Raw genomic sequence first — 17,313 nt, forward strand, 5'->3', positions numbered from 1 at the left:
GCGCTGGCGACTGAGAGCAGAGAGTTCAGGCGTGAGACCCGTTGATCGGCTCGGGTGAGAACTCCTTCGGCTTCTCCGGCCACTGTCCGCCTGAATCGCAAGATCGCACCCTCGGCCTGTTGCCGCAGCCGCTCGGGGTCCGGCCGCTGCTCCGGTCGCCCATAAGTTCCTCAGTGCAGCGTGCTCAGGCCTTGATGCCTCGCGTGGAATGCGGCTCTCGACAGTCGGGCCGCAGCGCATCCGGTGACGGCGGCGATTGCGGCGAGGCCGACGGCGCTCCAGCCGAGGGGCTCGGTTTCCAGCACCGACTGCAGGAATGGTATGTAGAGCGCGGCCCCGGCGAGCAGGACCGAAGCGAGCACCGACAGCGGCAGGAAGAAGTTCTGGCGAGTCAGCAGGCGCGTCCGCAGACCCAGCACGACACCGAGCTGGCTCGCCAGGAGAGCGAGGAAAAGCACGCTCTGCCAGGGCAGGCCCGAGTGCTGGGCAACGACCCCGGCGCCGAGGCTCGAAGCAGCGACCACGCCCGCGAGGAAGAGCAACCGCTGCCAGGCTCCGTCAGCAAGGATCTGCTGGCCCGGCGGCCGTGGGGGCCTGCGCATGGCGCCGGGCGCGACCGGCTCGGCTCCCATGGCCACACCCGTCAATCCGTGGGTGAGGAGGTTGATCCACAAGATCTGCCCCGCTCGCAGCGGAAGGGGGAGTCCCAGCAGGGGGCCGACCAGCATGACGAGGATCTCCGCTGTGCCGCCGGCCAGCCCGTAGACGAGGAAGCGGCGGATGTTGTCGTAGACGCGCCTGCCTTCCTCCACGGCCGCGACGACCGTGGCAAGCTCGTCATCGGCGAGTACCAGGTCGGCAGCCTGTCGGGCGACCTCCGTACCGCGTCGGCCCATCGCAACGCCGATGTCGGCCTGCCTGAGGGCAGGGCCGTCGTTGACTCCGTCACCAGTCATCGCGGTGATCTCACCGTGCGATCGCCATGCCTCGACAATGTCGAGTTTCTGCTGCGGAGTCGTACGGGCGAACACCCTCACCGTGGTGAGGTCGGCGACCCGACCGGCGGCCAGGTCCGGGCCGGTGATGACGTGCTCCTGCCCGTGGTCCTCGTTCACCAGGCCGACACGCTTCGCGATCGCCCTGGCCGTGGCAGGGTGGTCCCCTGTGATGAGCACGGGGGTGATGCCTGCCGCGCGGCAAGCGGCGAGAGTGGCGGTTGCGTGCGCCTTGGGCGGGTCGCTGATCGCCACGAGGCCGAGCAGACGCAGGCCCGATTCCGCTTCGACGGGATGGCTCGGCACGTCGTCCCGTGTTCCCGAGGCGACCGCCAGCACCCTGTAGCCCCGGGCGGCCAGCAATGCCGCTTCCTGCCGGGCGCCACGGAGCAGATCTGTCGTGTCGCCGAGGACAGCCGTGTCCAACACCACTTCCGGCGCGCCTTTCAGACACACGAGCACCTGGCCCGACGGTGTCATGTGCAGGGTGCTCATCCGCTTACGCACGCTGTCGAAGGGCGACTCGTCCCGTCTCGGGAGGTCACCCACAAGGCTGGCTCGGTTCGCGCACCCGGCTTTGGCCGCCGCGGCCAGGAGCGCGGCTTCCATGGGGTCACCGACCGCGCTCCACAGGCCCTTGTCCGCAGAATCCTGGGGTGGGCGCAGCTCGGCGTCGTTGCAGAGGCACGTCACGGTCAACAGCTCTCGCGCAGGCTCGAGTTCGTCTGTATTCGGCCTCTTGCCCTCAACCTGCACGTCGCCTTCCGGCTCGTAGCCGACGCCGAAGAAGTCGAATGTGCGGCGTGGCGTCCATACGTGCTGAACCACCATGCGTCCCTCGGTGAGGGTGCCGGTCTTGTCGGTGGCCAGTACCGTCACCGAGCCCAGCGTCTCTACGGCCGGAAGCCGCCTCACCAGAGCGTGCCGGTCCGCCATCCTCCGCGCGCCCAGCGCGAGGGCCAGGGTGACCACGGCCGGAAGGGATTCCGGTACGGCCGCCACGGCGAGGCTGATCGCCGTCACCGCCATCGTGGCGACCGGCACTCCTCGGACGAGGCCGAGCACGAACACGACCAGGCAGAGAGCCAGCGTCACGGCGGCGAGGACACGGCCGAGGGCTCCGAGACGGCGCTGCAAGGGAGTCGGCTCCCGCTTGCCGCCGAGCTGGGCGGCGATGCGGCCGAGCGCGCTGTCGGCTCCCGTGGCCGTCACAGTTGCCACGCCGCGTCCTCGTACGACGACGGTCCCGGCGCTCAGCCGGGCGCCGGGGTCCTTGTCCACGGACACCGATTCACCGGTGAGCATGGACTCGTCGACCAACAGGGCGGATGCTTCGGCAAGTTCGGCGTCGGCGGCGACGATGTCACCTTCACCGAGGATCAGTACGTCGCCGGGCACAACTTCCGCGGCGGGAACCTCCCCCGGGGCGAAGTCACGGAGCACCCGAGCATTGGGGGCGGACAGGGCCGACAGGGCGGCCACGGCGTTGTCGGCCCGGACCTCCTGCGCGACACCGACCGTGGTGTTCACCACGATCACCAGCGCGATGACCACCGCATCGGCATGGTCGCCGATCGCGAGAGTCAGCACGACGGCACCCAGCAGCACAAGGATCAGCGCATCCCGCAGTTGCGTGAGAACTCTGGCGTACAGCGGGACGGTCCTGGCTGCCGCCACCTCGTTACGGCCGTGCTCCGCGAGCCGGCGGGCAGCCTCCGCCTTCGTCAGCCCTCTGCGAGAAACCGCGGGAGCGGGCGCCTGCTGAGCGGCGGGCATCGTCACGGCGGTCCTCACACGACGGGAACCGTGATCACCGGACAGTGGGCCCGGTGCAGCAGCCCATGAACGACCGATCCAAGCCGCATACCGGTATAGCCACCCCTGCCTCGCCTACCCAGGACCAGCGCAAGTGCGTGCTCGGCGGCACCGGCGAGCTCCTCGACCGGGTGCCCGGTCAGCACCTCGTGCGTCAATCCGACGTCCGGGTACTTCTGCGGCCATCCGGCCGTCGCCTCCGACAGCATCCTTCGTTGGGCTTGCCGGGCGACCTCCTCGTCGTTGCGGAGGAAGGCCGGCGGCTGCCACACGGATATGGCACGCAGCTTGGCTCCTCGGAGGTCGGCCTCTTCGAGCGCCAGCGCCAGCGCCGCCTTCGACGATTCGCTGCCGTCGATGCCCACCACCAGGTAGGCGGGCTGCTGTGTCACATGCTCGGCGTCACCCACGACGACGACCGGGCACTGTGCCTGCGCCGTGACAGGGACGACCAGGGAACCGGCACTGAAGAACTCCGCCGTACGGCCCAGGTGCCGCGAACCGAGGACGATCATGCGGGCCTGTCTGGACATCCGCCCCATCGCCGGAGCAGGAAACCCCTCGACCAGTTCCACGGCGGGTTCGACCTCGGTGTGACGCTCCCTGCTCCAGGCGGCAGCAACCCTGAGGGCTTCCGAAGCGGCTTGGTGCAGGGCCATGCTGCGGGGGGTGTCGTCGACGTGTTGCGTGCTGTGCTGCGGAAGCACGGCAGCGACGAGTCGCAGCCCGTACCGGCGCCGTCGGGCTTCGTCCACCGCCCAGGACAGAGGCAGACGCCAGTCCCGGACCGGGTCGATACCGACGACAATCTCGTCTCGTGCGCCCACGTCCATCACGACTCGCTCCCGTGCTCGTGTTGGTGCCGTGCAATGAGCTGTACAGGGCAGTGCGCGTGGTGGAGCAGGCTGTGTGTCGCATGCCCGAGGGTGCGGCCGAGGTAGCTGGGTGACCGCCGACCGCCCATGACCAGCAGGTCCGCCTGTTGCGAGGCCTCAACCAGGACCCCGGCGACGGACACGCTCTTCTCGGCGTCCACCTGCACGGTGAGGTCCGGGAAATCCTCGCGGATATGAGCCGCCACCGCGTTCAGATGACGGACGTGCTCGCCCGCGATCTCCTTGACGTCGTCGAGGAAGGTGGCGACACTCCCGGCGGATTGCAGGATGCTCCACACGTGCAGCAGCCGCAGCGAGCCCTTGCGAAGCTCGGCCTCACGGGCGGCGTAGCACGCGGTGTCCAGGTCATGTTCATCGCGGACGGCAGCGAGCACCACCCCCGATTCGGCACCGTTGTCGATGCCTCTGACGACGATGACGGGCGTCTTCGCACCCGCCACCACCTTCAACCCGACCGAGCCGAGCATGAGCGTGCTGAATCCGCCCGCGCCGCGGCTGCCCACCACGATCGTGCCGTGCAGTCCCGCGGATCGGTAGAGACTCGGGACCGGAGCGCTGCGGCTGAACTCTGTGTCGACCCGCAAGCCGGGAAACTGTTCCTTCACGGCGGCAGCCGTGGAATCCAGCAGTTCACGGCCCGCCTGGCGGACGCGCTCAAGACTCTCCACCGAGAAGAAGAGGGCCCGGGTGTCCGTGTCGGCCCCGTACACGATGTGCAGCGGGCGCTCACGGCGCGCGGCCTCGGCCGCTGCCCACAGCGCTGCATGGCGGGCCGGCTTGGAACCGTCGACTCCGACGATGACGGAGCCGAGTTCCGGGCTACTTCTGCTGCCTTCCATGGTTCCTCCTCAGAGAACCGGCAACCAGACCACGACTCCCAGGCTGGCACTGCTCGCCAACGCAGCAAGAGTGCCGCTCAGGGGCCTGCCGGGGGCCAAAGGTCCTGGTTCTTGCCAGACGTCGGCCTCCAAGCCCGCGGCAGGTCCGACTGATCGTGGCTCCGGACCATCCAGCCCCCCTCCCCTCGTAGGGGTCGACCGATCGTCGAACCCAAGTGGGCCGGTGTAACGACAAAAGGTGCCTTGCCGAAGCAGAACGAGGTGGGATGCCCGATGGCTGGCGAGACGTCCCTGTCGCCACCTCGACCTATTTCAAGGATGTCGCGAAGCCACTCGCACGGCATGACATGGGGTTGGCCCCCGTAGTACGTACGTCGCGGCCGCCCGCGAACGACGTAGACCGCCTCGTCGAAATCGTCACCCACTGTGACAGTTGAGGCTCTTTCTGCTCAGGACCGATCAGCCCCCGGCGGACCCCGGACGGCCCTACCTCGTGAGGGCAGCGATGCCCAGGATCGAACATGAGGGCCGATAATTCAGGAGGAGGCATGGAGCGGGTGCACATCCACGTCGCGGATGGGATCGTCCACCTGAAGCGGCCCCTCCCAGACGCGTCCCTGAGGGACGTGCTGATATGTGTCGCACGCACGGCACCGGGAGTCGTGGGCGTCACCGCGCAGTTCAACATCGAAGTCCCCTAGGGAGGGCGACGATGAGGCACCGCACCGTCGCCGATCTGATGGCCCCAACAGCCATCAGCGTCCAGCGCGGCACCCCGTTCAAGGAGATCGCCCGACTCCTCGACGAGTTCGACATCACCGCCGTGCCCGTCGTGGACGAGGCCGAACATCCCGTGGGTGTCGTCTCCGAAGCCGACCTGCTGCACAAACGTGTTGCCGGGAGGGGCTCCCCCACCGCGGCCGACATCATGACCAGTCCGGCCATCACCGCCGCACCCGAGTGGAGCGTCGTCCGTGCGGCACGTGTCATGGGCAGACACTCGGTCAAACGGCTGCCCGTGGTGGACGCCGCCGGCCGGCTCGTCGGAGTCCTGAGCCGCCGAGACCTTGTACAGCTCTTCCTGCGCCGTGACCAGTCGATCCGCGAAGAGATCGTCGAAGACGTGCTGACCCGCACGCTCCAGCTCAGCCCTTCGGCTCTGTCCGTCGAGGTCACCGACGGCGTGGTGACCCTCAGCGGCACGGTGGGACGGCGCATGCTCATCCCCGTCGTCGTGCGGTTGTGCCACAGCGTCGACGGAGTGGTGGACGTGATCAATCGGCTCGGTTACGAGCGAGACGACATGCCTGTCGGCTCGCCGACGGCCACTGAGCAGTAGGAGAAAACCGTGAGGCATCGAAAAGTGAGCGAGCTGATGACCCGGGAGGTCATCACCGTCCCCCAGAACGCCGCCTTCAAGGACATCGTGCGGACACTCACCGAGCACCAGGTGTCGGCGGTACCGGTCGTCGACTCCGCGGGGCATCCCCTCGGCCTGATCTCGGAAGGGGACCTCCTCCAGAAGTCTGCGGGCCAAGGCGACTACTTCCGGTCGCTGCCCGAACGGGAAGCATTGCAGGAGGACAAGGCAGCGGCGCTGCGTGCCGAGGAGCTGATGTCCGCTCCCCCCGTATGCGCCAATCCGGACTGGACCGTCGCCGAAGCCGCCAGGCTCATGGAAGCGCAAGGCGTGAAACGTCTCCTCGTCGTCGACGAGACGGACATGCTGGTCGGCATCGTCAGCCGACGCGATCTGCTGCGCATCTTCCTTCGTGACGACGACGCGATCCGCCACGAGATCATGGGGGACATCCTCGACCGCACCCTGCGTCAGGGCCCCGCCGACACCATCACCGTCGAGGTGGCCGACGGTCGCGTCGAACTCCGCGGAACAGTGCAGTTCAAAAGCCTGATCCCGGTCATCGAAAGGCTCTGCCGCACCGTGGACGGCGTGATCTCGGTGAAAGAACTGCTCGGCTACGCCGTCGACGACAACGTAGAGACGTGAGGGGCTGAGCATCATGCTGCCGAGCGCCCTCCACCCTGTCATCGTCTCGGCCCGGCTGGACGCTCCCCTGTCCCGGTGCCTTGGGCTGGTCACGTGGATCCTGGCCGTCCAGCCCCCCGACCGAGTGCCGGCCCCTGTCCGAGACCCCTGAGGAGGGCCATCATGAACGGATTCATCGCCGTCGGTCTCGACGGCTCGGAGGAGAGTCTGGCAGCCGCCCACTGGGCCGCGCGAGAGGCGCTTCTGCGCGGGGTTCCGCTCCGCCTCGTCCACTCCGAGCAGTGGTCGACCACCCGCGACGTCACCCCCATCACCAGTGCCGAGATGCGGTCGCGTTGGGCGGAGACGCTCCTGCACGATGCCGCAGACGCCCTCCACGGCAGCCATCCCGAACTGGGCATCAGCACCCAGTCGCTCGACGACCTGCCGGCAAGGGCGCTGGCTTCCGTGGCCACCACCGCGGACATGCTCGTCCTCGGTTCCCGGGGCCGCGGCGCGCTCACGGGCTTCGTCCTCGGCTCGGTCGGGATGGCGGTCCTCCATTCGACCGAGCGACCCGTCGTGCTGGTGCGCGCAGGCGAGGACGCGATCCCGCACTCCCGATATCACCACGCTGACCGTGAGCTGGTGGTGGGAGTCGACACCAGCAGGCCCTGCGAGGCGCTACTGGCCTTCGCCTTCGAGGAAGCGGCCCGCCGGTCCTGCACACTGCGGGCACTGCACTGTTGGACTCTTCCTCCGCTGGTGGGGTACGGAGCCGCCTACGACCCCAGACTCCATGCTCAACTCGAGATGAGCGCGAAGGCCGGCCTGGACGAGATGTTGAAGCCCTGGCGTGAGAAATACCCCGAAGTCCACGTCACCGCACGTGCGACCGTCGGACATGCGGCCTGGCAGCTCGTGGACGCGGGGGCCGAAGCGGGACTTGTCGTCGTCGGCCGACGCATCCGCCGGTCGTCGGTCGGCGCACACATCGGCCCGATCACTCACGCGGTCCTCCACCACACCCGGGCACCTGTCGCCGTCGTCGCACACCAATAGCCGCGCCTCGGGCACGTCACCACCGCAGGCACCTTGGTCTTACCGGGTCTGTTGTCTGTTGTCTGCCCGCGCTGCTGAGGGATCCGGACGCCCCGAAGCCGGCACTGCCTCACCCGGCCGGCTACGAGGCCTCCATGTCCAGCCAGCCCGAGTACGGCTTGAGGGATTCCTGATCCGACGGTGCCCCGACGGCTTTCATGTCTCCATAGGCTGTTCTCTTCAGCTACTCTCCCAGGTTCTCCATGGCCCGTGCAGCGGCAAGTTCGTCCCCGATCTCCGGTACGTCGTCGTCCTGAGGCGCGCAGCGCGCGGTGCCGTGACCGGTGAGCTTGTTCGTGCCGGTGTTCACTTCCAGACGGGCCTTCGTCGTCCGGTCCTGCTCGAAGAGGTAGAGCCGGACCTTCCACTCAGTAGCGTGTGACATGACGTGCCTCCGGTAGGTGTGTCAGGGCTTCGTGCGGTGGTCGGCGCGCCTGAGCCATCGCCGCAGTTCGTCGGTTCCCCAGACGAGGACGGGGAAGGTGGCGATGAGGGCGACGACATTGAGCGGCAGGGCGGCGGTGCCGAACAGGCCTTGCAGCGGCGGCGCGTACACGAGGGCTGCGGTGAAGGCGAGTTCGAAGGCGATGCCGGCCAGGAGCAGGGGGTTGGTGAACAGGCCGATGTCGCGCAGGGCCGCGTGGTCGGTGCGGGCGGCCACCGCTGTGCCGACCTGGCAGGTGACGATTCCGGCGAACGTGGCTGTGGTGGCGGTGATGTACGCGTGATGCAGCGGGTCGCCCGCACCGGTGGGGTCGCCCGGGTGCCACCCGGCCCGCCACAGCACGTAGAAGAACGCGCCCATCACCAGGACGGCGGACACCGTGCCGAGGTAGCACCAGCTGCGGATGAGCATGTCGCGGGAGATGACCCCTTGCGAACTGGGTCGGGGCGGGCGGCTCATGGTGCCCGGCTCGGCTCGTTCGCGGCCGAGAGCGAGGGCGGGGAGAGTCTCAGTGCCGAGGTCGATGGCGAGGATCTGGAGGACGGTCAGCGGTAGTGGGACGGTGCCGGCCGACAGCGCGAAGACCAGGAAGGGGACGACCTCGGGAGTGAGGTGGGCGAAGATGTAGACGATGAACTTGCGTACGTTGTCGTAGACACGGCGGCCCGATTCGATCGCCGTGACGATGGTGGCGAAGTTGTCGTCGGTCAGCACCATGGTGGACGCTTCTCGGGCGACGTCCGTGCCGGAGAGGCCCATCGCCACGCCGATGTGGGCGCGGTGCAGGGCGGGGGCGTCGTTGACGCCGTCCCCGGTCATGGCGACGATCTGGCCGTGGGCGCGCAGGGCGTCGGCCACCTTCAGTTTGGTCTCGGGTGAGGAGCGGGCGAAGACCACTTCGGTGTCTGCCGAGGCGAGGAGTTCGTCGAGTTCGTGGTCGGCGATCGTCTCGGACTGTGCCACCACGTGCAGACGAGGCAGACCGATGCCGACCTCTCGGGCGACAGCTGCGGCGGTGGCGCCGTTGTCACCGGTGACGATGTGCACGCGGAGTCCTGCCCCGTGGCAGCGCCGGACGGCGGCGGCGACCTCTTCGCGCGGTGGGTCGTACAGGCCGACGAGCCCCAGCAGGCGCAACCCCGTCTCCGCGTCCTCGCGACGGCTCGGCGCCTCGGCGCCGGCCGGAAGTCTTCGAGCGGCGACCGCCAGGACGCGCATTCCTTCGCGAGCGAGTGCCTCAGCCGCGGCTGCCGCGGACTCCGAACTGCCTTCCACTGTCTGCAACACGGTCTCCGGCGCGCCCTTGACGATGATGCGCAGACCTTGCTTGTCATCGGCATGGACTACGGACATGAGACGCAGGCGGGGATCGAAGCGGAAGAGGGCCCGGCGCCTGGTGTCACGGTCGGCGAGGTCGAGGGGAGCGGCGTGGGCGGCGGCGCCGTCGACCAGGGCGATCTCCGTCGGGTCGCCGTGGAGTTCGCCTTCTTCGTCCCGTGTGACCGTCGTACACATCGCGCTGGTCCGCACCATCTCTCCGTCCCAGGGGCCGGGTTCTCTTCCGTGCTCCGGCGTCCACACGGCTTGGAGCCGCATGCGGTTCTGGGTGAGGGTTCCGGTCTTGTCCGTGCAGATGACGTTGGTGGAGCCGAGGGTTTCGACGGCGCTCAGGCGTTTGATCACAGCTCCTTGCCTGGCGAGTACGCGTACCCCGACGGCAAGTGCGAGGGTGATGGTCGGCAGAAGCCCTTCGGGGACGTTGGCGACCAGCAGGCCGATCGCGAACATGAGAGTGTCGGTCACGGGCAGGCCCACGGCGACACCGGCCACCAGGAACACCCCGCCCATGGCGACTGCGACGGCTGCGATGAGCCATGCGACCTTCTTGACCTGCTGTTCAAGAGGGCTGGGGTCGCGCCGGGTGCGCTGACTCAGTGCAGCGATGCGACCGAGTTCCGTGTGGTTTCCGGTGGCGAACACGATCGCCTGGGCCTGACCCCCGGTGCATATGGTGCCGCTGAACACAAGGTTGGGTTCCTGCAGGAGTGGCGCCCCGATGAGTCCGGGGCCGACGACGCGTTCGGCCGGTGCGGACTCGCCGGTCAGCATCGACAGGTCGACCTCGATGCCTCCCTCGGTCAGTCGCGCGTCGGCGGGAACCTTGGCGCCCTCTTCGAGCACGACAAGGTCGCCCGGAACCAGTTCTCTTGCCTCCCCGGCCGAGGGCCGGCCGTCGCGGATCACCAGTGCATGCTCAGGCAGGTACTTCGCCAGAGTCTCCACCGCCTGCTCGGCCTGCCGTTCCTGGAGGAGCGCGAACGCCGCGTTGACGAGAACCACGGCGACAATGGCCCAACCGAGCACGGGAATACCTGCGACGAACGCGAGCGCAGCCGCCGCCCAGAGCAGCAGGGCCAAGGGGTGAGCCAGCTGCCGAACAAGTTCACGCCACAGAGAGGTGCGGGCCTTGCGACGGACCTCGTTGAGTCCGTAGACGGCGAGGCGGCGGGCCGCCTCACGCGCCGACAGCCCACGCGCCTCCGTCCCGAGCTCTCGCCGTAGGAGCGGCAGCGGCTCCAAAGGGTCCGGATTCAGGAGCGGTTCCTGGCCGGCGGACGGAGGGGTGGTGACGGCTTCAGTCATCATCCGCTCCCGGTTCCTTGCGCATCCGTCCGGACCAGCGTGGCTCCACGAGTTGCCACTCGCGGTCCCACTCGGCCAGGCTGCGCGCTTCGACACGTCGGAGCCTGAGACCGACGGCTCCGGCAGCGGAGAGGGCGAGTACCCCGAATGCAGCGGCCCCGGTGCCAACGGCGTTGGAGGCGAGTTCGCCGTCGGACCGCGGGGCCAACGCTTCCCTGCCCGCGTGATCGACCCACACCCCGACCGTCCCGCCCACAGGCGTGCCGGCCGCGACCCGGATGGTGGCGGTGTGCCGGTGGGATGCGGGATATGTCCAGGCCGCGCGTGCTGTGGCCGTCCGGGTGCTGTTGAAACGTGCGGGGAACGTGCTGTGAGCCTCTCCGAGCGTCGTCGCCGAGACCCGGTGCCGGTGCAGGGCCTCCGCATGGGCCGCGTGGGTTTCGGTGTGCCAGACAGCCACCCCGATGGCGATTGCGCAGAGCACGGCGATGAGCGGCGAGAGCGCCAAGGCTACGAGCCAGTGGCCACGGGCACGGTCGGCCGTGCGCCTCAGGTCGCTGGAGCGGCGACCGAGCAGCCGTCGCAACGGTCCGTTCCGCGGTCGAGCCTCGAACATGTCGTCCCTCCGCCCTGTGGCGTGGCCGGGTCGCTCAGTGGAGGCCAGCGAGCTCGGCGCTGATGTGGTGGGGGCCGCGCCGAACGGAACGCCGGCTTCTCATCTTTGGCGACAGCTTTGTTCGTGGCATGGTCGGCTCCTCATCCGCCCGACGACACGCCCACCCGGGGTTTTCCGGGTTCGGCCGGGCTCATTCGGTCCGTGCCGTGTCGGTTCAGTTCGGCGGCGGCCACGTGCTGCTTCACGGTGGCGAAGCTGTCCGGGGCGACGGAGATCGAGTCGATGCCCGCGTCCACCAGGAACTCGGTGAAGTCGGGGTCATCGCTGGGCCGTTGGCCGCACAGGCCGACAGTGCGGCCGACGGCCTGCGCGCGCGACACCAGGATCTCGATGCTGCGGGTGACGGCGGGGTTGCTCTCGTCGAAGACGTGTGAAAGGGCCTCGGAATCGCGGTCGACGCCCAGGGTGAGCTGGGTGAGGTCGTTGCTGCCGATGGAGAAGCCGTCGAAGCGTTCGGCGAAGTCCCGGGCCAGGATGATGTTGGCGGGGATCTCGGCCATGACGTACACCTTGAGCCCGTTCTCACCACGTTGCAGGCCCTGTTGGGCCATGACCTCCAGGACGCGGTCCGCCTCTTCGAGGGTCCGGCAGAAGGGGATCATGACGATGACGTTGGTCAGGCCCATCGATTCGCGGACGCGGCGCAACGCGCGGCATTCCAGGGCGAACCCTTCCCGATACCCGTCGCTGTAGTAGCGGCTCGCGCCGCGCCACCCGATCATCGGGTTCGCTTCGGACGGTTCGAAGGGACGGCCGCCCAGCAGACGCGCGTACTCGTTGGTCTTGAAGTCGCTGGTGCGGACGACAACCGGGGAGGGCCAGCGGGAAGCCGCGATCCGGGCGATTCCGTAAGCGAGACGGTCGACGAAGTACTGTGCCCGGTCGAGGTAGCCCTCGGTGAGCTGGTCGATGGCGCAGCGATCGTGGTGGTCCAGTCGTTCGGGGTGCAGGAGCGCCATCGGGTGGGCCTTGACCTGATGCGCGACGATGAACTCCAGTCGGGCGAGCCCCACTCCGTCGGCGGGCAGCCGCCACCAGCGGAAAGCCGCCGACGGATCGGCGAGGTTCAGCATGATCCGGGTCCGGGTGACCGGCAGTTCGGCGAGGTCGGTCTCGGTCTCCTGGTAGTCGAGCAGTCCCGCGTACACCCGGCCACGGCCGCCTTCGGCACAGGAGACGGTCACGTCCAGGCCGTCGCCCAGTACCTCGGTCGCGCGGCCGGTGCCGACGATCGCGGGGACGCCGAGCTCTCGACTGACGATGGCGGCGTGCGAGGTGCGGCCCCCATGATCGGTGACGATCGCAGAGGCCCGCTTCATAATCGGCTCCCAGTCGGGATCCGTGATGCCGGTGACAAGCACTCCCCCGGCCGGGAAGCGATCCAGGCCCACCGGCGAGTCAAGAGCGACAACCGGGCCTCGTCCGATGGCCTCACCGACTGCGATGCCCTCGACGAGGGCTTCACCCGGCTGAGCAGTCAGCCGGCAGCGGCGCAGGGTCGAGACGCGACGCCGGGACTGCACGGTCTCGGGCCGGGCCTGCACGATCCACAGGTCTCCGGTCAGGCCGTCCTTGGCCCACTCCAGGTCCATGGGGCAGCCGTAGTGTTCCTCGACAGTCAGGGCCCAGCCCGCCAGGAGCCGGACTTCCGCATCGGTCAGGACCCGCCGCGAACGCTCCTCTCCCATCGTGTCGACGGTCTGGGTCATCCCTTGTTCCGCATAGACGGCCTTCTGCCGCTTCGCGCCGATCCGTACGTCGATCACCGGGTCCAGCGACGCATCCTTCATGCTCGGTTTGAACACCGTGTACTCGTCGGGGTCGACCTGACCACTGACGACCGTCTCCCCCAGCCCCCATGCCGCGCTCACGACGGTGACCTCGGGAAAGCCGCTCTCCGGGTCGAGGGTGAACATCACACCTGCGCCCGCGAGGTCCGAGCGGACCATCACCTGGACTCCTACGGACAGCGCGACAGAAAGGTGGTCGAATCCCATCCGCTCCCGGTAGTCGATCGCACGGTCGGTGAACAGCGACGCGTAGCAGCGGTGGACCGCCTCCAGCAGCCGGGCGGTCCCGCGCACGTTCAGGTAGGTCTCCTGCTGCCCTGCGAAGCTCGCTTCCGGCAGATCCTCGGCCGTGGCGCTACTGCGCACGGCAACCTCGGGTTCGTGCCGCCCCTGGTCACGGGCGAGTTGCTCGTAGGACGAGACGATCTCGGTGCGCAACTCCGCCGGCAGCGGCTCGGCAAGGATCATCGCTCGGATCGCAGCCGCCACCTCTTCCAACGCCGCCCCCTCGTGGAGCCGTCCGAGTTGCTCGTCGATGCGCCCGCGCAGCCCGTGTCCTCCCAGCAGCTCTCCGTACGCGTCGGCCGTCGTGGCGAACCCGGGAGGCACACGCACACCGGCGGAGGCCAGGTGGGCGGTCATCTCTCCCAGGGAGGCGTTCTTCCCGCCCACACGGCCGACATCCTGACGGCCGAGTTCTGCGAAGGGGATGACTCGAGCAGTCGTGGCCATGACGTCCTCCGTCGTAGGCGAGGTGATGGCGTGCTCAGTAAGGCAGCAGGCGGCCGGACGGGGTGCACAGGTCCGGCGGCGCGGGCTTGTGCGGCTGCTTCGGCCGGGCCTGGATCCGAAGGCGCTGCATCGTCCTCACCTCTTCACGGGCGGAATCCCGAGCAGTGTCCGGATTCCACGATCGCGCCGTGCGGTGCCCGGGTCGCAGTGCCGAGGGGGCAGGAGGAAGGGGCCGAGTGGGCCGTACCAGGGAGGGACCGATCGGCCCATACCCCCGGAGCGTGGCGGCCGCGCTTCCTGCGCTGCGGAGCTGATGACACCCCTTGCGGTCCCCCTCCAGCCGCCGATCCACGCCTCCGGCCGCCCGCCTCACGGCCGAGTCAAGGAGCCAGATTCCGCCTCATCAGCAAGATGTACGCCGCAAGGATTCCGAGCACGCCGACGCCGACGAGGTCGCCGACGCCTAGGCCACGCTGACTGCTCAGGCCAGGGCCGGACTCCTGGGCAAGGCAACCTCGAAGCGCTACCGCATCCCGGCCTCGTCCACGGCGGCGTCGGCCGCCGCCGGCTCCAACAGCCCTCTCAGCCCGCGGGCCACCTTGCTCGGCGGGACGAGAAAGCTCCACTCGGTCACCTGCCCGCTGCGGCCACCCCACGCCGACCACAGCTCCGCACCACTCGGCCGGCCTGCTCGGCTCGACGCCATACGCGGCACTCATACGACCAGTCTGTCCCCCACCCTCCTGTGTCCGCTCACCGACCCGACGACTCCAACGCCCCCTCGGTGGGCCGTGGATGTGCACCCGGGCCGAAAGGACCCCGGTCGGGCCCGTGCGGCCCGTGGTGGTGGGGGCTCGGCGCGCCCACCCTGGGAGCAGGAGCAATGAAGGGAGCCGGCGTGATGACAACCGCCACCACCATGAACGCGGCCCTCCCCGCCGGACACCGCGAACGGCTGATGCAATTCGCCCGTGAGGTCTCCTTCGAGGCCGGGGCCCGCTTGTTCGAGGAGGGCAGGCGAGCCGACCACTTCTGGATCGTGCGAACCGGCACCGTAGCTCTGGACGTGCGCGTGCCAGGCCCGCGGCCCGCCGTCGTCGAGACGCTCGGGCACGGCGAACTGGTCGGCTGGTCCTGGCACTTCCCGCCGTACATCTGGCACCTGGGCGCCGAGGCGATGAGCCCGGTGCGGGCCTGGGAGTTCGATGCGGAGGCCGTGCGGGCGGCGTGCGCCGAGGACCCCGAGTTCGGCCGGGTGATCGCGGTCTGGGTCGGGCTCGTGGTCGCCGACCGGCTGCACGCCTCCCGAATCCGGCTGCTCGACCTCTACGCCCCTCACGGCAGCGGTGGTCTGGCATGACCGCAGTGACCCGTCGTCGCCGGCGTTCCGAGGAGGAGAACATGGACACCAGCCCTCACCGTGTGAGTGACGTGATGACGCGCGCCGTCGTCGCCGTGGGCCGCAAGACCCGGTTCAAGGACCTCGTCGAACGCATGGAGCAGTGGAAGGTCAGCGCCGTACCCGTGCTGGAGGGCGATGGCCGGGTGATCGGGGTGGTGTCCGAGGCCGATCTGCTGCCCAAGGAGGAGTTCCGGGACAGCGATCCGGACCGGTACACCCAGTTGCATCGCCTGGCCGACATGGCCAAGGCCGGGGCGGTGTACGCCGAGGAGCTGATGAGTACGCCGGCCGTCACCGTCCACGAGGGCGCCACACTCGCCGAGGCGGCCCGCATCATGGCGCTCCGGCACGTCAAGCGACTGCCCGTGGTGAATGCCGAGGGGGTACTCGAAGGCGTTGTCAGCCGTGGCGATCTACTGAAGGTGTTCCTGCGCCCGGACAACGACCTCGCCGACGAGATACGGCGGGACGTTCTCGACGTCCTGTTCCCGGCCCCGGTCGAGCCCGTGCACATCACAGTGGTCGACGGCGTCGGGACCCTGACCGGACGGGTCCAGGACGCCACCCGCATTCCGCTTGCCGCGCGCCTGGTGCGAGGCGTCGAGGGCATCGTGGGCGTGGACTGCCGACTCACCGCAGCCGACCGGGCATGAACCGGCGCGGCGAACGTCTGCCGCCCGCCCAGAATCGAGGGTCGATGCAATCGAGGGTCGATGCGCGCCAGCGGTCCGGACCGCTGGCGCGCATCGACCCTGGGCGACAGCCGTGGCATCGTTGCCGCCCTTTTGTGCCGACGGCCCGGACTCAGGGCGTGACGGCCCGGCCGGTGCCCGGGAGGTCGGGGTCGAGGTCCGGGTGGCGGGGCATGCCGACCAGTGCGCACTGCACGGACACCACACCAGGCACGGCCCGTGCGAGGCGAGTGGCGAGTGGGATGAGGGCGGTTTCGTGGACGTGGCCGGCAAGCGTGACGACACCGTCGTGGACCTCGACCCCGATCGCTTCCGTATGGGTGCCGAAGAGCCGAACGACGACATCGCGCCGCACCTCCTCGACGATGGCCTCGTCGTCCCGCAGGAAGATCTTCAGCAGGTCGGAGCGGCTGACGATGCCCTCCAGAGTCCCGTCGCCGCCGACGACCGGCAGCCGCTTGACCTGGTTGCGTGCCATGACGCGTGCGGCGTGGGCAAGGGTGGCGTCGGGCGCCACGGTGACGGCAGGAGCGGTCATCAGCTCGCCCGCAGTCACAGCGTCCGCCTTGCGGACATCCGCGAGGTCCTGCACCTGCCCGTAGCGGCCGACATCTCCTCCGCTGTATTCCTCCTTGGGCAGCAGATCGGCCTCGGAGACAACGCCGACGACGTGTGCGGCGTCGTCCAGCACCGGGAGCGCGCTCACCCGCCAGTCGCGTATGGCCTTGACTATGTCCTTGAAGGCCGCGCCTGTCCGCAGTGCGACGACCCGGTGCGTCATCACGTCGTTCACAAGGGTCGGAGTGCCGTTCATGGCATCCTCCAGGGCTCGGGTGTCGTCTCGGACACTTTCAGGCTGCGGCCTCGGACCCGTCCCGGGCATGGGCCGAGTGGGCCCGACACACTCGACCGCCGGCCCTGCCCCAAGCGCGACCGGCTCCCACTGACACCGTCCACGTCAGCCGCCTGAAACCGTACGGCCCGACCGAGGGGCCAGGTGGTCCCTGGTCAGCCCTCCCTCACCGGCACAGGCTGGAATCGGCAGGACCGACGCAGACCTTATGGAGTCATCATGTACGGCACCCCGCACTGTACAGCGACGGTCTGATCGAGACGGAGCACGACGTCGACCGGGGACTGCAGCGGCTGCGCACCGCTCTCGCCGGCCCCATTTCCAGTCTGGACGACCTATGCACATCGGTCGTCGACACCCTGGCCCCGGACGGACCGATGGACGACGACATCGCCCTCCTTCTGGCCCGCATCCACCCCGCCGCTGACTAGAACGGCTACCACGCCC

At 68.9% G+C, this 17,313-nt stretch carries 16 protein-coding genes; 7 read left to right on the forward strand and 9 right to left on the reverse strand.

Features of this window, described 5'->3' with window-relative positions:
• Nucleotides 1–170 precede the first annotated feature (170 nt).
• Genes OG698_RS00865 through OG698_RS00875 form a run of 3 tightly spaced genes read right to left on the reverse strand, consistent with a single transcriptional unit; the run spans nucleotide 171 to nucleotide 4,545 of the window.
• Nucleotides 171–2,771, reverse strand: coding sequence for a cation-translocating P-type ATPase (locus tag OG698_RS00865; RefSeq protein WP_406100798.1), 2,601 nt, complete (start codon nucleotides 2,769–2,771; stop codon nucleotides 171–173).
• A gap of 14 nt (nucleotides 2,772–2,785) precedes the next feature.
• Nucleotides 2,786–3,643, reverse strand: coding sequence for a universal stress protein (locus tag OG698_RS00870; protein WP_406110740.1), 858 nt, complete (start codon nucleotides 3,641–3,643; stop codon nucleotides 2,786–2,788).
• Nucleotides 3,643–4,545 carry a universal stress protein gene (locus OG698_RS00875; protein ID WP_406100800.1) on the reverse strand — a complete coding sequence of 301 codons (903 nt, stop codon included), beginning with the start codon at nucleotides 4,543–4,545 and terminating at the stop codon, nucleotides 3,643–3,645. The genes OG698_RS00870 and OG698_RS00875 overlap by 1 nt, the downstream gene beginning before the upstream one ends.
• 548 nt (nucleotides 4,546–5,093) lie before the next feature.
• On the opposite strand from OG698_RS00875, the gene OG698_RS00880 reads away from it, so the two are divergent.
• The 4 genes from OG698_RS00880 to OG698_RS00895 all read left to right on the forward strand — a co-directional run bounded on the left by OG698_RS00880 (nucleotide 5,094) and on the right by OG698_RS00895 (nucleotide 7,594).
• Nucleotides 5,094–5,246, forward strand: a complete 153-nt coding sequence (locus OG698_RS00880) for a hypothetical protein (RefSeq protein ID WP_406100802.1) — start codon at nucleotides 5,094–5,096, stop codon at nucleotides 5,244–5,246.
• Nucleotides 5,247–5,257: 11 nt separating this feature from the next.
• On the forward strand, nucleotides 5,258–5,884 hold the full coding sequence (locus OG698_RS00885) for a CBS domain-containing protein (protein ID WP_406100804.1): 627 nt from the start codon (nucleotides 5,258–5,260) through the stop codon (nucleotides 5,882–5,884).
• 9 nt (nucleotides 5,885–5,893) lie between these two features.
• On the forward strand, nucleotides 5,894–6,553 hold the full coding sequence (locus OG698_RS00890; RefSeq protein WP_406100806.1) for a CBS domain-containing protein: 660 nt from the start codon (nucleotides 5,894–5,896) through the stop codon (nucleotides 6,551–6,553).
• 162 nt (nucleotides 6,554–6,715) lie between these two features.
• Nucleotides 6,716–7,594 (forward strand): universal stress protein, encoded by an 879-nt coding sequence (locus OG698_RS00895; RefSeq protein WP_406100808.1) that lies wholly within the window; start codon nucleotides 6,716–6,718, stop codon nucleotides 7,592–7,594.
• A 223-nt stretch (nucleotides 7,595–7,817) separates the two neighbouring features.
• Here the strand turns inward: OG698_RS00895 and OG698_RS00900 are convergent, their stop codons facing one another.
• The 5 genes from OG698_RS00900 to OG698_RS00920 all read right to left on the reverse strand — a co-directional run bounded on the left by OG698_RS00900 (nucleotide 7,818) and on the right by OG698_RS00920 (nucleotide 14,625).
• Nucleotides 7,818–8,018: a dsRBD fold-containing protein gene (locus OG698_RS00900; protein WP_406100810.1), complete on the reverse strand. Its 201-nt coding sequence runs from the start codon at nucleotides 8,016–8,018 to the stop codon at nucleotides 7,818–7,820.
• A gap of 21 nt (nucleotides 8,019–8,039) precedes the next feature.
• Entirely contained in the window at nucleotides 8,040–10,724 is a 2,685-nt protein-coding gene (locus tag OG698_RS00905; RefSeq protein ID WP_406100812.1) for a cation-translocating P-type ATPase, read from the reverse strand.
• Nucleotides 10,714–11,337 carry a hypothetical protein gene (locus tag OG698_RS00910; RefSeq protein WP_406100814.1) on the reverse strand — a complete coding sequence of 208 codons (624 nt, stop codon included), beginning with the start codon at nucleotides 11,335–11,337 and terminating at the stop codon, nucleotides 10,714–10,716. The genes OG698_RS00905 and OG698_RS00910 overlap by 11 nt, the downstream gene beginning before the upstream one ends.
• A gap of 140 nt (nucleotides 11,338–11,477) precedes the next feature.
• Nucleotides 11,478–13,919, reverse strand: coding sequence for a phosphoenolpyruvate synthase (gene ppsA, locus OG698_RS00915; protein WP_406100816.1), 2,442 nt, complete (start codon nucleotides 13,917–13,919; stop codon nucleotides 11,478–11,480).
• A 523-nt stretch (nucleotides 13,920–14,442) separates the two neighbouring features.
• Nucleotides 14,443–14,625 (reverse strand): hypothetical protein, encoded by a 183-nt coding sequence (locus tag OG698_RS00920; RefSeq protein ID WP_406100818.1) that lies wholly within the window; start codon nucleotides 14,623–14,625, stop codon nucleotides 14,443–14,445.
• 195 nt (nucleotides 14,626–14,820) lie between these two features.
• Here OG698_RS00920 and OG698_RS00925 point away from each other — a divergent pair, with 195 nt between their 5' ends.
• Both OG698_RS00925 and OG698_RS00930 read left to right on the forward strand, forming a co-directional pair.
• Nucleotides 14,821–15,279 carry a cyclic nucleotide-binding domain-containing protein gene (locus tag OG698_RS00925; RefSeq protein WP_406100820.1) on the forward strand — a complete coding sequence of 153 codons (459 nt, stop codon included), beginning with the start codon at nucleotides 14,821–14,823 and terminating at the stop codon, nucleotides 15,277–15,279.
• A 41-nt stretch (nucleotides 15,280–15,320) separates the two neighbouring features.
• Nucleotides 15,321–15,974, forward strand: a complete 654-nt coding sequence (locus OG698_RS00930; protein ID WP_406100822.1) for a CBS domain-containing protein — start codon at nucleotides 15,321–15,323, stop codon at nucleotides 15,972–15,974.
• Between the two features lie 151 nt (nucleotides 15,975–16,125).
• On the opposite strand, the gene OG698_RS00935 is transcribed toward OG698_RS00930, so the two are convergent.
• Complete coding sequence (locus tag OG698_RS00935; RefSeq protein ID WP_406100825.1) at nucleotides 16,126–16,827, reverse strand: CBS domain-containing protein; 702 nt, start codon at nucleotides 16,825–16,827, stop codon at nucleotides 16,126–16,128.
• On the opposite strand from OG698_RS00935, the gene OG698_RS00940 reads away from it, so the two are divergent.
• Nucleotides 16,773–17,297 carry a SpoIIE family protein phosphatase gene (locus OG698_RS00940; protein WP_406100827.1) on the forward strand — a complete coding sequence of 175 codons (525 nt, stop codon included), beginning with the start codon at nucleotides 16,773–16,775 and terminating at the stop codon, nucleotides 17,295–17,297. The genes OG698_RS00935 and OG698_RS00940 overlap by 55 nt on opposite strands.
• Nucleotides 17,298–17,313: the final 16 nt, after the last annotated feature.

The sequence above is a fragment of the Streptomyces sp. NBC_01003 genome (assembly GCF_045162695.1).
GTDB lineage: Bacteria > Actinomycetota > Actinomycetes > Streptomycetales > Streptomycetaceae > Streptomyces.